The organism is Pseudomonas frederiksbergensis, assembly GCF_003732665.1.
GTDB lineage: Bacteria > Pseudomonadota > Gammaproteobacteria > Pseudomonadales > Pseudomonadaceae > Aquipseudomonas > Aquipseudomonas frederiksbergensis_G.
Window position 1 is genome coordinate 82,261 of record NZ_MOBP01000016.1, and the last position, 15,246, is coordinate 97,506.

Genomic DNA, 15,246 nt, shown 5'->3' on the forward strand with positions numbered 1-15,246 from the left:
AACTGAAGACCGGCGAAGTCTAGGCGCAGACCACTCGCTGCGGCCAGTCATCTTGTCATTCAATCATTTCCGGGTTTGCATCGTGCAATACATAGTTATGTCGTTTTCCCCCGAGAGGCTGCTAGCATCGGATGAAGATTGAATCCCGACCCGGCCCCATCATTCAGGTTGCCCATGCTCGAGACCACAGCACTGCCAAGGATTGCGCCGCTGTCCCCGCCACTGGATACGCGGTATCAGGTTGAAACGCCGGAGGGCATCGACTTGCCGCTGCGCCCGGCCGGGTTGATGGTCCGTGTGCTGGCGTTCAGCATCGACCTTGGCCTGCGCGGGTTGATTCTCGGCCTGCTGTTTATCGTCCTGGCGTTTCTCGGCAAGCTCGGCGCCGGGTTGGGTTCGATCCTGCTGTTCGCCGTCAGTTGGTGGTACATGGTGCTGTTCGAAGTGCTCAACCAGGGTCGCTCGCCGGGCAAGCATTGGATGGGCCTGCGGGTGGTGCAGGACGATGGCACGCCGGTTGGCTGGTCGGCGTCGCTGCTGCGTAACCTGCTGCGTTTTGTCGACCTGTTGCCGTTCGGCTATTTCCTCGGCGCCATCAGTTGCCTGCAACACCCCTCGTTCAAACGCCTTGGTGACCTCGCCGCCGGTACGCTGGTGATCTACAGCGAACGGCCGCTTACCCGCCCCGAAATACCCGACGCCCAGCCGCGCCGGACAGCCTTTGCCCTGACCCTCGCCGAGCAGCGCGCCATCCTCGGTTTTGCCGAACGCCAGGGTGAACTCTCCCCGGCCCGGGTCAATGAACTGGCGTCCATCCTCGCCCAACCGTTGCACGTCCCGCCGCCCCGGGCCGTGGCCGAACTCAACGGTATCGCCCGCGGCTTGTTGGGTCCTACATGAAGCAAAGCCTTTTCGAAAGTCGCCACAAGGCCGAATGGGAGCACTTCGCCCTGGTCCTGGATCGACTGGAACGGGGCAAGGACGCCTCACGCATCGCCAGTTTCCCCAAGGATTATCGTCGGCTCTGCCATCACCTGGCCCTGGCCCGGGAGCGCGGCTACAGCAGTTTCCTCGTGGATTCGTTACAACATCAGGTGTTGCGCGGGCACCAACAGTTTTATCGCCATCGCAGTCGGCTGGGGGCCAACGCGCTGGGTTTTATCCTTGCCGACTTCCCGCGACTGGTGCGCCAGCAGTGGCCCTTCGTCCTCATCGCCGGGCTGATGTTCTTTGGCAGCCTGATCGGCATGGGCGTGCTGGTGGTCCTGTTCCCGGACCTGATCTACAACCTGATCCCGGCCGAGCAGGTCAGCGAGATGCAAAGCATGTACGACCCGGTCGCCGGGCATCTCGGGCGTTCGGCGCAACGGGCGGCCAGCGAAGACTGGGTGATGTTCGGTTACTACATCATGCACAACATCGGCATCGCCTTTCAGACCTTCGCCAGCGGTTTGCTGTTTGGCCTGGGCAGCGCGTTTTTCCTGTTCTTCAACGGTTTGACCATCGGTGCGGTGGCCGGGCACCTGACCCACATTGGCTACGGGCAAACCTTCTGGTCCTTCGTGATCGGCCACGGCGCGTTCGAATTGAACGCCATCGTCCTGTCCGGCGCGGCGGGCCTGCAATTGGGCTGGGCGCTGATTGCACCGGGGCGCCTGCCGCGAGGCGAAGCGTTGCGGGTGGCGGCGCGCAAAAGCGTGTTGCTGATTTGCGGGGTGATGCTGTTTCTGCTGATTGCGGCGTTTATCGAAGCCTATTGGTCGTCCATGACCTCAATCACACCGATGACCAAATACCTGGTCGGCGCCGCGTTGTGGTTAATAGTGGCGGCGTATCTGCTGTTGGCCGGACGGACTCGCCATGCGCCTGAGTGACGCCACGGTAGTGATTCGCCCGCGCAATACCTGGGAAGCCATGGACCTGGGGGTGCTGCTGAGTCAACGCCATCGACGCCTGTTGATGACCAGTTGGGCCATTGTCACCTTGCCGATCTTCGTTCTGCTCAGCCTGTTGCTGTGGGATTCACCGTCCCTGGCCGTGTTCATTTTCTGGTGGTTGAAACCGGCGTTCGAACGATTGCCGCTGTACATCCTGTCGAAAACCCTGTTCGGTGAAACCCCCACCCTCAAACAAGCCCTGCGTGAATGGCCGCGCCTGCTCAAGCCGCAACTGCTCGCCAGTTTGACCTGGCGCCGACTGAGCCTGAGCCGCAGCTTCGCGATGCCGGTGGTGCAACTCGAAGGCCTCGACGGCATGGCTCGGCAACAGCGCTTGCGCGTGCTGTTGCAACGCAATGCCGGCGCCGCGCAGTGGCTGACGGTCATCGGTGTGCATCTGGAAACGGCGCTGTGGATCGGCTTGATGGTGCTGTTCTACCTGCTCTTGCCGCAACAGATCGAACTCGACTGGGACTGGCAAACCCTGATCGCCGCGGCCACCCACGACTGGCGCTGGCTGGAGCATCTGACCAACGCCTTTTACGCACTGATCCTGGTGGTGTGGGAACCGATCTACGTCGCCTGCGGCTTCAGTCTTTATCTGAACCGCCGCACCGTGCTGGAGGCCTGGGACATCGAACTGGTGTTCCGGCGCATGCGCCAGCGCCTGGGCAGCGCGGCGGCAGTCCTGCTACTGGCAGTGATGGTGTTGATGCCGAGCGCGCCACCCGTATGGGCCGCCGAGCCGGTGATTTCACCGGACACCCCGCGCCTGCTCGATCAGCCCCTGACCAGTCAGGCCTCCCGGGACAGCATCAAGGCGATCCTCGACCAGCCGCCGTTCAAGAACAAGGAAACCGTCACCCGTTACCGTTTTGGCGAGGACAAACCCGACGCCAAGACCAAGGACGATGGCACCACCCCCGAATGGTTGAAGGCGCTGCTCAGGCTGTTGGAAGGTCAACACTTCGGCGCATTGGCGACGCTGATTGAAGTGTTGCTGTGGGGCGCGGTCATCGCCGCTATCGGGTTGTTGATCTGGCGCTACCGCGATTGGTTGCAGGCGTTTGTCAGCCGCCGACCCGCCCTGCGTGGCAAGGTTGATCGCCCGTTGCCCAAGCAACTGTTCGGGCTGGACGTGCATCGCGAAACCCTGCCCGCCGATGTCGCAACCGCTGCCGAAACCCTCTGGCAAACCAACCCTCGCGACGCCCTCGGCCTGCTGTATCGCGCCCTGCTCAGCCGCTTGCTGCATGACTTCAACCTGCCGCTCAAAGACGCCGACACCGAAGGCCAGGTCCTGGCGCGGGTCGACCAATTGCAGCAACCGGCGCTGCTGGCCTTCAGCCAAACCCTGACCCGCCACTGGCAGAACATGGCCTACGGGCATCGCTTGCCACCGGCGCAGTCGCAACAGGAACTCTGCGATGGCTGGCGAGCATTATTTAATGCGGGAGCGCCCCGTTGAGCCGGCGCGGATGGCAGGCACTCGGCGTGGTGGTGGCCGTGCTGTTCGGCGCGTTGTGTTTCTACCTGTACCTCAAGGCCACGCCGTATCAGGAGGTGGTGGATCACGGCCCCTCCCCCGAAGCCCGGGCCAATCCGTATCTCGCGGCCGAGCAGTTCCTGCGCCAACACAATGTGCCCGTAACCCACGCCAACAGCCTCGACGTGCTGCCCGGCATCGACCCGCGCCAACACAGCCTGCTGCTGTTCGGTGACCGCTCGAACATGACCCCGCGCCAGATTGATCAAGTACTGAACTGGACCCGTGCCGGTGGCCGGCTGGTGTTCGTCGCCGAATCCCTGTGGGATGAAAAGACCGGCCAGAGCAACGACCTGTTGCTCGACCGGGTGCAGTTGCATCAATCCCTGAGCAAAGACCTCAAGGACCCACCGCCCGACCCGACCGACGATCCGTACCCGAAACTGACCAAGCTCTACCTGGAAGACGAGGACGCCCCGGCCTACGTCAGCTTCGACACGGATTTTCACCTCGAAGACCCGAAAAACCTCGCCCAGGCCTGGGCCAACAGCGGCAAGGCCACGCACATGATGCAACTCAACCACGGCCTCGGAACGATCACCGTAGTCACCGACGCCGACCTGTGGAAAGCCCCGGCCATTGAGCAATACGACAATGCCTGGCTGCTCTGGTATTTGAACGCCGACACCAGCGTAACCCTGTTGTACGACACCGATCACGATTCGCTGCTGACCTTGCTCCTGCGCAACTTCCCCCAGGCCCTGGTGGCCCTCGCGGCGTTGATCGGCCTTGCTTGCTGGCACTTCGGCGTGCGCCACGGTCCGCTGCTGGAACCGGTGCCCAGGGCGCGCCGACAACTTCAGGAACACCTGCGCGCCAGCGCCGATTTCATCCTGCGCCGCCACGGTCAGGACAGTCTGTTGCAGGCCTTGCAGCAGGACGTCTTGCGCCGGGCCCGCCGCCGTCATCCCGGTTTCGAACAACTGGCGGTTGCCGAACAATGGCTGGTGCTTGCGCGCCTGACCCGGCAACCCACCCGCGCCATCAGTCAGGCCCTGAGCCCGCGCCCGAAACAGCGGCTGTCCAGCGCTGAATTCAGCCGTCAGGTCGCCCACCTGCAAACCTTGAGGAATGCCCTATGAGTGACATCGAGCCCGGCACACCCAACCACGCCGCCCAACAACGCCAGCGCGCCAGTCAATTGGCCCAGGCCGTGCGCGGCGAATTGCAGAAAGCCGTGATCGGCCAGAACAACGTGATCGACGACGTGCTCACCGCGCTGATCGCCGGCGGCCACGTGCTGCTCGAAGGCGTGCCGGGATTGGGCAAGACCTTGCTGGTGCGCGCCCTCGCCCGTTGCTTTGGTGGCGAATTTGCGCGCATCCAGTTCACCCCGGACCTGATGCCCAGCGACGTCACCGGGCATGCGGTGTATGACCTGCAAACCGAGCAATTCAAACTGCGCAAAGGGCCGTTGTTCACCAACCTGTTACTGGCCGACGAAATCAACCGCGCCCCGGCCAAGACTCAGGCCGCGCTGCTTGAAGCCATGCAGGAACGCCAGGTCACTCTCGAAGGCCGGGCGCTGCCGATTGCCCAGCCGTTCATGGTCCTCGCCACGCAAAACCCCATCGAGCAGGAAGGCACGTATCCATTGCCGGAAGCGGAGCTGGATCGCTTCATGCTCAAGGTGCGCATGGACTACCCCGACGCCGAGCAAGAGCTGGACATGGTGCGCCAGGTCAGCCGTTCGACCCGGGCCGACATGCTCGATGTACAGCCGCTGCGCACCGTGCTGCAAGCCAAGGATGTGATGGCCCTGCAACGGATTGCCAGCGACTTGCCACTGGATGAACAGGTGCTCGACTACGCCATTCGCCTGGCTCGCGCCACCCGCACTTGGCCCGGTCTGACCCTCGGCGCCGGGCCTCGGGCTTCGATTGCGCTGGTCCGTTGCGCCCGCGCCCGGGCGTTGCTGCGCGGTGGCGAATTCGTGATTCCGGATGACATCAAGGGCTGTGCCCTGGCGGTGTTGCGCCATCGGGTGCGGATTGCCCCGGAACTGGATATCGAAGGACTGAACGTCGATCAGGTGCTGCAACAACTGCTCGATCAAATCCCGGCGCCGAGGATGTGATGCGCATGATCCTTGTGGCGAGGGAGCTTGCTCCCGCTGGGCTGCGCAGCAGCCCCATAACCGGCGGACGCGGTTTATCTGAAATAACCCGTTGGCTCAATTTGGGGCCGCTTCGCAGCCCAGCGGGAGCAAACTCCCTCGCCACAGGGAGTGCACGCCGATGAAACCCTCGCGTCTGCTGCTGATCTGGCTCTCGGTGCTGCTGGCCCTGAACATCGTTTTGGGTGCACTGCGGGCGCTTGAAGTCGCAACGCCGCAAAATCTGTCGGCCATCAGTTGGGGCCTGTTGCTCGCCCTTCTGGCCCTGGCCCTGCTCGATATCGTGCGCCTCAAACGCCTGCCCTCGCCGCGCCTGAAACGGCAGATGCCCGGCAGCCTGGCACTGGGACGTTGGGGTGAGGTGCAACTGGCGATCGAGCATGACTTTGGCCAACCCTTGAACGTGCAGATGTTCGATCATGCGCCCGAAGGCCTGGTCTTCGAACACTTGCCACAATCGGTCGAGTTGCAGCCCGGTCAACATAGCCAGATCACCTATCGCCTGCGCCCGCTGCAACGTGGCCACTTCAAGTTCGAGCACTGCGAAATCAACCTGCCCAGCCCGTTTGGCCTGTGGTCCGACAAACGCGTACTGAGTGTGAACGACAGCACCCGCGTCTACCCCGACTTCGCCCGCCTCTATGGCGGCGAGTTGCTGGCGGTGGACAACTGGCTCAGCCAGCTCGGCGTACGTCAGCGCCAACGTCGGGGCCAGGGGCTGGAGTTTCATCAATTGCGCGAGTACCGCGAAGGCGACAGCCTGCGCCAGATCGACTGGAAAGCCACGGCCCGCCAGCGCACGCCGATCACCCGGGAATACCAGGACGAACGCGATCAACAGATTATGTTCATGCTCGACTGCGGCCGGCGGATGCGCAGCCAGGATGGCGAACTCAGCCACTTCGACCACGCCCTCAATGCCTGCCTGTTGCTCAGCTATGTCGCGTTGCGCCAGGGCGACTCGGTGGGGTTGTGCACCTTTGCCGGCGAGGCACCGCTCTACCTCGCCCCGGTCAAAGGTGCGGGCCAGCTCAAGGCCGTGCTCAACGCCGTCTACACGCTCAACACCACCCAACGTCCCGCCGATTACCAGGCTGCCGTCAGCCAATTACTGGCCCGGCAGAAACGCCGTTCGCTGGTGGTGCTGGTGACCAACCTGCGGGACGAGGACGATGAAGAGTTGCTCAACGCCGTGCAACGCCTGAGTCAGCAACACCGAGTGCTGGTCGCCAGCCTGCGCGAAGAAGTCCTCGATCAATTGCGCCACACCCCGGTGCAAACCCTGCCCGACGCGTTGCTGTATTGCGGCACGCTGGATTACCTCAATGCCCGGGCCGAACTCCATGAACGACTGAACGCCCATGGTGTGCCGCTGCTCGAAGCGCTGCCCCAGGAACTCGGCAACGGGTTGGTCACCCGTTACCTGAGCTGGAAGAAGGCCGGGGCCTTTTGAAGCCCATTGCTCTATACCACCGGCACAACCACCCCATCCCGTTTCGCAGGCTCACCCGGGTTTCGGACTTCCACATCGAGCGAATACACCTCCTCCCTCATCGTCGGACGCCAGTGCCTCACCACTTGCCCATTTGCGTCCGTCAGCATAGGCCCAAAGGTGCCTCCATTCTCAGATATAAACACCTCTCGTCCCGCCAACGGCTGGCCACTGTCCGTGGCCACGATCACAACCCTTATCGTCGTGAAGGCATTGGTCTGAGCCGGATTGGGCTCCGCATAAACCCGTTGAATGCTCGCATGCACCGGCCATACATCCACCCCGACCACCGCCATTTCCCAGCCAGCCAAACCACCCTTCACAGTCGCCTGCAACGCGCCCTCGCCGACCCCACCCAACACGAACTCAAGAATCGCCACGCCATCTGCGCCGGTCAGTGTCGGTGCGAGTTTGACACTCGAGTATTCCCACATCACCTCGACACCCACCAGTGGCTCGCCGGTAATAGCGGACACCACCGTGGCCATGGCCGAGACCACTTGCCCCGGCGTACCGGCCGGTTCGGCGCAGACCAGTGATTGAATCTGGCGTGGTTCGCTGGTGCTGTACGCCAGGGTGACCGACTGTGAGTAACGCTCATCCCCCACCGTCGCCGTCAGCTGCGCCGGGCCCGGTTGCGTCGGGATAAAACTGATCTTCGCCACACCATAAAAATCCGTCACCGACGTCACAACACCCAGGTCCGGGCTGCGCCAGGTCACGGTCAGACCGGCCATCGGCTTACCGTTGATGACCGACACCACCGCGACCTGTTCCACCAGTGTCTGCCCCCACTCCAGGGTCTGGGCCACACGACTGCCCCCCTGAAACTTGACCACCTGAATCCCTGAGCCGAGGGACATGGCGTTGGCCGGTGACAACCGGGCGAGCCGGCTGGCGGCCAGGCGCAGGGCGAACGCACCGTCCTTCAGATCGCCGACCCAAAATTTGTATTCCAGGCCCAATTCGAAAAACCAGCGCGCAGTCCCAAGCGCGTTCGGCGGTACAAAATGAATGTCCAACGCCGCCGGACCGGTGCCGGTCAGCCCCAGCGTCAGGTCGTGATCGAGCAAAGGGCTGTTGGCGGGGGCCATGATTTTGATCAGGTGATTGCCTTTGCGACGCGGGAAATAGGTTTTCTTGCCCCAGGGTTCTGGCGGCTGATCATCAAAGCTGACGGTCACTCCTTCCCAAGGATCGTTCGCCAGCGCGCTAACCCTCATCGGGCGCTTGTCCTCGTAGCCGTCGAAAGGGCTGATGAGCACCGCCTCCACCGTATGCTGCTGTTCGACCGTGGGCGCAAAGGCGAAACCGGACCAGCCTTCGGCGTCAGTCTTCACCTCTGCCGATTGCTCACCCACCAGCCAATTCACAGCGACCTGCTCCACCGCACGGCCGGTGAAATAGGAAAACACCTGGACCCACGTCCAGGCTGGCTCCTGCCCCACCACCGGGTCCACCGCCGTCTCGCGCCACGCCTCAATCCGGACTTTGTTGTGCGCCAGGCTCATCGCGTTGGCGGAGGTGTTCAGACCCAACTGCGGCAGCTCAAGTCCCAGGGCAAAGTTGCCCGGCACCGCACTATCACTGAAGTCCAGAGACCAGCGTGCGCCGCCGTCGCCGATCACCTGCGACTGCGCCAAGGGCGGATCGATGCTCGCGTGCAATTGCTCGGGCGTCGATCCGGTCCATGACAACGTCGTCGAAAGCCCCACCAGCGGACTCAGTGCATGGGGCAGAAAACTGAAACGGTGCACCGCTCCCAGGCACGGATAAAGCCTCTGATCACCGAGTACCGCCGAGACCTGATCCAGGCTCAGGCTCGCCTCTTCTGCCAGATCCGGGGCGATCAAACGCCCGAACAGTTCCCGATCCGATGTCAGGCCCTCGCCGCTCAGTGTCAGTTCAAACAGGCTGCTGGTACTGCTCCCGAGCACAGACGTCAACCTCCACTCAAGCCCCGCTTCGGTCAGGTTTCTGGGGGTTCCGATATCACTCGCCACCAGCCCGATGGCCGGCGGCGTGCCGCGCCAGTTCAGCGTCACGGCTTTATTGATCAACTTGCTACCGGGCAGTGGCACGACTTTCAAGGTGTGCGTGCGGCCACGCCAACAGAGCACGCCCAGCACCACGCGATCGACTTCGACGTTATCCAGCAGAATCCTGACTTCATTTTTCCAGGGACTGGTGGCCAGGGCTTTGACAGTGAAATCATGTTCAGCCACCACCGCCTCTTCATGGGCCCGAATACGGGCGGTGACCACCAGATCCCCGGCGCTTTTCGGCGTGTACAGCAAACTCGCCCAACCGCCGGCCCCGGTGGTGACGGTCGGCAGCGGGCCTTCGGGGGTAATCCAGTCCACCAGCGCATTGACCACGGGATCGCCGTCGTCAACGCCTCGCACATGCACCACCTGAATCCGCAGCAGCACGCTTTCGTGTTCATCCACCACCGGAAACTTGTTGGCCTCGCGCACATCGCCGATACGCACCAGATTGCGTGCCAACGACATCTTTTTTTTCGGTGACGGCAACAACAGCGTCGAGCAGACCAGGGACAGTTCGAACTGACCGTCGAGGCGATCCTCGCTGGTCAATGTCCAGACCAGGTCGCGGCCCTCGACCGGCACCGGCAATTCCAGTACCGGGCTGACGGCGACCCCCAATTGTTCGGCGGAATCGCCACTCCAGCGCAGTTGCATCTCGCTCCCCGCCAACCCATGGTCGGCCGGCAATCGCACGTGAAGGCGATACGCGGAACCACGATTGGGGTAGCCGATCCTGTCCTCCCAGCGCGTCTCGCTGCCCTCGACCACGGCCATCAGCGTTTTCCACGGGTCGGTCGCCAGTACGCGGACCGGCAGGGTGGTTGAAACCACGCCGCTGGCGTAATAGAGACTCTCCACCGTCGCTTCGATGGCAAATTCTCCCGCCACTGTCGGTACGTAATCGAAGTAGGCCCAGCCGTTCTCGTTCGTCAGGCCCGAGCCTATGATGCCCTGCCCGGCCTCCCGCCAGGTCACCGGGCGGCCGTTCAGTGTCTGTCCGTTGTAGTACGACGCGACCTCCACACCCAGGCGCACGCTCTGCCCGTATTCCAGCACTGGGTAATAGGCGGCCTGCAATTCATTAGGGAACACCAGGCGATGGTGACCCAGCGATACCGGGATCGGGTAAGGCTCGGCGGTGTACTGGTTGACCACTTGCATCGTGAACAGATGCGGGCCTTCACCGAGTTCATCGAGCAACGGGGTTTGAAGCATCCAGCACGATTCCAATGGCTGATCGACCTCCCAGTCCGGGTCCGCGAGAACAGCGTCCAGCGGGTTGTTTTCAATCGTCAAGGCCGCTTGGGTGCCCTGCCAGGGGTGACCTGGCATGGGCACACACACCAGACGATGCGACGACAGGTTGGGCGCCCCCAGACACAGCGGCAACACCCCCGTGGGTGGCAACGACTGCTCATCCAGCATCAGCGATTGCAGCACCAACGGTGGCAGATGCAGGTCCAGCCGGATGCGGGTGATGCACACCGAAACATTGCCCGTGCCACCGGTCGGGCTGTACACCCTCAGGCTAATCGAGTCCCCGTCCTGCAGCGGCAGGTTCAGCGGGACTTCGTACTTGATCGGAGAATAATTCAGCGGTTGTCCGTCCCGCAGCCGCGCCCGATCTTCTTCCTCGTGACGTGCCTGGCCGAGCCGCAAAGGAATTTCCTGACTGTTCCCGGGCGAGCCAACCATTTCCACGACCAGCCGCCCCGTTCCGCTAAACCGCACTTCACAGAGAAAACTGAGCACATACCGGGCATCGGCCCCCAGTGCCTTGGGCACAACGATCACCTGGCTGACCGAAGCGTCGTTACTGATCCGCAGATAACCGGTCAACTCACCCTCATACATCTCATAGACCAGGGTCACCGATTTGGTACCGTTCGGGTGCTTGGTCCAGCCGTCGGTGCCCTCGGTGAAGTCACCATTGAGCACCAGGTTCTGATTGGCCTGAATTACGGGATCACGCATGGCTGCCTGCTCCTTTGTTCGCACCTTTCGGTTGAGGCGTTTCTGCTATGTTCACCAGGTTTTCCACGGCGAGCCTGAAGCTCGGCTCGCCGCCCTTGGCGGTGTAGCGGATGCGCACAATGACATCGGTCAAGGAACCCAGCATCGCGATTTGCGACTCGCGTTTGGGCCAGGGGAAATTCAACTGCCAGCGCGACACGGCCCCGGTGTTCTCGAACGGGTTAAGCAAGCCTTCATCGGGTTTGATCGCCGTCATGCCGTTGTCGGCAATGCCCGCCGACAGCGCGATCTGTTGCCCGCTGCGCAAGTTGAACTGCACATCCGCCGGCGCCACCTTGCCATCAGGGTCGAGCATGTAGTCGACCGAATGCGCCGACGCTTTGGTGGCGGTCGTGCTGCCAATCTGCAGCAAGGTTGCGCGCACATCTTCGTAAGGGCCGACCAGCACCGGCAGATCGACCTCCACCGAATTGATCAACCGGCAGTAGTCGCCGGGGTGTTCGCGGTCGAACAGCAACTGCGTGAGCTTGAATTCCAACACACCGGTTTCTTGCAACTTGAGCAACGCCGCGCCCCAGTTGGCATGTCCCGATTGCGGGTCGCTGGCGTCGTCGAACAGCCGCCGCAGGGAAACGGTCTTGACTCGTTCCAGCCGTCGCTCATGGCTTTGCAAGTGGCTGCGCTCCATGCGCAACAGGTATTCGCGCAAGTGTTCGCCGGCCGTCAGCCCATAACGGTTGTCGAGCCAAACCTGAGGCAGGGGCGGTATTGAATCGTACTCGCCGGTTTCCGCGCTCAGGGAGGCCTGGGCACTCAGGCACAGGCTGACCACCGCGTCGTAAGCCTGGTAGTGCAAGGCCTTGAGCTGGCCCAGCAGCCAGCCGAACAACTCGGCATTGGTCGCGCGTTTTTTCAGGAAGTTGTACACCGTCAGCGCCTGGGCATTGCCGCGCAGGGTCTGATCAAGGCTGGCCCTGGCCGCATCGACCGCGAGCTGTTGCGCGAGAATTTGCTCATCGATGGCCTGCGTCTCCGCCCGGGCCTGGTCGCGTTGCAGCCCCCATTCGCGACGGCGCAGGCGATAGGTTTCGGTGACCGCTTTCTTGTCGGCATCCAGTTGCGCCGCAGTCGAGGCGACTTCCAGGCCATAGCCCACGGCGTAGGCCATGGACCCGGGACGACCGCCGCCATTGGCCATGCCATAAATAGTCGGAAAGGTGTCGATGACCGCCCCTGTCATCTGAAAGGCCGTCGATGTCATGTGCAGGACCTTGGCCATTTGCAGCGTATCCATCACCTCGTATTCCGCCGCGCTGATGTTGTCGTCATACCAGCGGGAATAGGTATCGGCGCGCTGCTGAGCCGTGACGCGGCTTTGCCGCAACGCCGCCACATTCGCCTCCAGTTGGGCGATGCTCTGCTCCTGGACCTTGCGCGCGTAATCCCCCAGTTCCACCAGATGGCTCTGTTGCATTTCCTCCTGTTCGGCCCGATCCCGTTGCTCAAGCAGACGCAACACTTGGCTGCCGTAGTCTTGCAAGGCCTGCACCGCACGCAACGCGACCTCGAACGCCACCCGCCATTGAAAGGCGCCCACCACCAGACGCCCGCCCATCGGCCGTGGTCCGCCGACGCCACCGGCGGCCAGGTCGCGCAACAACTGGTCGGGATCGGTTGGCGGGCTGAACAGCGGGATATTCAGCGGCTTGCCATCGAGCGTCAGGTTGTTGCGCAGGTTATTCAGGCGCCGGCCTGGCAAATCGAAAACGCTGAGCAATTGCTCGTTGATCGGCAGTTTGAACGGCGCGTTGGCCAACAGCCCGAGCAGGGGTGCCGCCGGCGCGGACGGCGGAATATCGGCCAGGGAAACATCGAGGGTTTGCTCGAACGCCTCCAGCGCCGGGCGCGTGCTGCTGAGGATTAGTAATTGGTTAACCGTTTTTGTTTCCCAGTCAGTCACTGCCCGCGCCACCGGTGGCTTGCCCATCAGGAATTCGGCCTGCACATAGCACAGCTTGGCCGCCACCAGGCTGTCGCGGGTAAGTTGGCGGTAATACCAGTCGCCCCAGGCGATCAGGTTGTTCACGTAGTCGATGAACACCAGAATGCGCAAGTGCCGCGGCGCCGAGTAGCCGATGGCATCCGGATCGACCGGCAATTGGCTTTCACACCCCAGGTTGCCGTCGCTGAACAGCGGACGGCAGCGCCAGTAAGCCGGTTTGTCAGAGGGTTGCTCCGGGTTGGACGGCGGGTCTGCCGGGGCGCGCGGGTCGAACAGGTAATGCAGCCAATTCTGTGCTTCCTGATACCGATCCTCGGCCCGGAGGCGCGTCGCCACCAGATGCGGCAGGTGAAACGACAGTTCCCAGAAATACAAACCGTTGGCACCGTTGTAGGGGCCGTTCGTTTCGTCGAGGTCGGCGGAATCGGGCGGCGGTTCCGCGAGGAACTGCGTTTCCCAGTCCAGGACCGCATCCACCGAAATATGCGCGCGCTGCACCAGTTCCGGGCCGAACAATGAATTGAGGCGGGCGTGGGCCAGGGTGCCGGTCTGGTTGAAGGCAATGAATTGCGCGGCGTTGGCTCTGTTCTTTTTCAGGGCGGCGGCTACGAACCGGGGAAGGCCGGGCATCGCCAGGGTAAATCTCGTGGTGCCATGATTCGTGGGGGAGCCCAGTGTGAACTGCACATTGCCGGTAAAACCACCAGCCGGCCGCTTGACCGTCATCCACGCCGTCACCCAGCCGCCGCCCGTCGAAGCCCCGGGCAGGGTGATCTTAGTCGGATCTCCAACAATCCCATTGAGCAACTCGAGCGTGAACGTGGCACTCGCCGGTGTATGCGGAGTGGGCTTACACACCCCTCTGACAATCAATTGATCCTCTTGGCTGCCACTGATAAACAACACCTGCAAACCGTAATAGCTTGTCAATGAGCCAGGAGCGGTGACATCGGCAGTGACCTTCGGCTGGTTCTGCCCGAACAGCGGATGCTGCACGGTCAAGGTATCGGGGAACCGGTAGAGCGCCAGATAGTTCAGCCAGGTGCCGTCGTCTTCCGGCACTGGGCGCAGCAGCACGTCACGCACCACGAACTTGTCAAAATTGCTCTCTTTGCACTTCAGCATGACGCCCAACGCGCCTTTGGGCTGACGCTCATCCACCGCAATCGTCGCGATCAACCGGCAGTCGACCGACAGATCTTGCGAAGGCTCACTGCTGTGCAGATTCAACGGCGCCGACCACTGCCCGTTCTGGGTCATGAACGCCAGATTGATCTCCAGCTTGTACGGCAAGCGCACGACTGGCTGGCCATCTTGCATCTCGACAACCCTGTCGCGCCACTGCGCCCACACTACGCACAAGCGCCCGTTCCAAAACACCGGGCGAACATCCAGCACCTTGTCGCCGGTGCCGATATCCACTGGTTGCCATTCCCCCCACGCCACCGGGTTGATGGCTTTGCAGTCAGCCACCAATTCGATCTCGGCCTTGCGCCAGAAGTACTGGAACGGCGGCACGCGCTGGCGGCCAATGAAGTAATAGTCGGCATGCTTGGGGGTGGCGCCGTCCATGTAACTGCTGAGCACATCCAGGTTGCAGGTCTGCTCAAAGGCTTGCAGGTAATTCTGCATCGCCCGTTGCACCGAATCGCTGTTGAGGCGCGTCTGGTTCAGATCGTTTTCCAGGATCTTGAACAGGCCTGTCTTGCGTTGGCGCACGAAGGGGTTGATGTAGTTTTCCGGGTAGATCCCGATTTGTGTCACCGCCGCCCAGTCCGGGTAGTTGTTGTACAGCTCCCAGAGCTTGAGATCCTGCGGGTCGAACGCCGTCGCGTCATACCCCGGCTCAAGCTTGCGGTAGGCCGCATGAATGAACTGCTGGGCACAACTGGTCGCCTCCGCCACCCAGGAGCTTTGCACGGGATAACTGTCCAGCGGGTCCAGGCGCAGCAGTTCGAACAGATCCCCCGGCGTGCGCAGGAAGTTGTATTTGTCAGTGCCAGTATCACCCTTGCCGACTTGCCCGATGCAGTACTCGACCAGTGCCGACCGACGCTTTTCCAGCAGACCGCCGATATTGTTCTGTGCCATGTTCCTTGCTCCTGTGCCCGTCGGGCGCAAACCGCCTTCC

At 62.3% G+C, this 15,246-nt stretch carries 8 protein-coding genes; 6 read left to right on the forward strand and 2 right to left on the reverse strand.

Annotated features, from left to right (window positions below; all coding sequences use genetic code 11):
* Positions 1-174: 174 nt before the first annotated feature.
* The 6 genes from BK665_RS25410 to BK665_RS25440 all read left to right on the forward strand — a co-directional run bounded on the left by BK665_RS25410 (position 175) and on the right by BK665_RS25440 (position 7,052).
* Entirely contained in the window at positions 175-900 is a 726-nt protein-coding gene (locus tag BK665_RS25410) for an RDD family protein (RefSeq protein WP_123409305.1), read from the forward strand.
* Positions 897-1,874: a stage II sporulation protein M gene (locus tag BK665_RS25415; protein ID WP_123409369.1), complete on the forward strand. Its 978-nt coding sequence runs from the start codon at positions 897-899 to the stop codon at positions 1,872-1,874. The genes BK665_RS25410 and BK665_RS25415 overlap by 4 nt, the downstream gene beginning before the upstream one ends.
* Positions 1,861-3,405 carry a DUF4129 domain-containing protein gene (locus BK665_RS25420; RefSeq protein ID WP_123409306.1) on the forward strand — a complete coding sequence of 515 codons (1,545 nt, stop codon included), beginning with the start codon at positions 1,861-1,863 and terminating at the stop codon, positions 3,403-3,405. The genes BK665_RS25415 and BK665_RS25420 overlap by 14 nt, the downstream gene beginning before the upstream one ends.
* Positions 3,402-4,565 (forward strand): DUF4350 domain-containing protein, encoded by a 1,164-nt coding sequence (locus BK665_RS25425; protein WP_123409307.1) that lies wholly within the window; start codon positions 3,402-3,404, stop codon positions 4,563-4,565. The genes BK665_RS25420 and BK665_RS25425 overlap by 4 nt, the downstream gene beginning before the upstream one ends.
* On the forward strand, positions 4,562-5,560 hold the full coding sequence (locus BK665_RS25430) for an AAA family ATPase (protein WP_123409308.1): 999 nt from the start codon (positions 4,562-4,564) through the stop codon (positions 5,558-5,560). Before BK665_RS25425 ends, BK665_RS25430 begins: the two co-directional genes overlap by 4 nt.
* A 160-nt stretch (positions 5,561-5,720) precedes the next feature.
* Complete coding sequence (locus tag BK665_RS25440) at positions 5,721-7,052, forward strand: DUF58 domain-containing protein (protein WP_123409309.1); 1,332 nt, start codon at positions 5,721-5,723, stop codon at positions 7,050-7,052.
* An 11-nt stretch (positions 7,053-7,063) separates the two neighbouring features.
* On the opposite strand, the gene BK665_RS25445 is transcribed toward BK665_RS25440, so the two are convergent.
* Complete coding sequence (locus BK665_RS25445; RefSeq protein WP_123409310.1) at positions 7,064-11,113, reverse strand: Ig-like domain-containing protein; 4,050 nt, start codon at positions 11,111-11,113, stop codon at positions 7,064-7,066.
* Entirely contained in the window at positions 11,106-15,206 is a 4,101-nt protein-coding gene (locus BK665_RS25450; protein ID WP_123409311.1) for a Tc toxin subunit A-related protein, read from the reverse strand. Before BK665_RS25450 ends, BK665_RS25445 begins: the two co-directional genes overlap by 8 nt.
* Between the last annotated feature and the right edge of the window lie 40 nt (positions 15,207-15,246).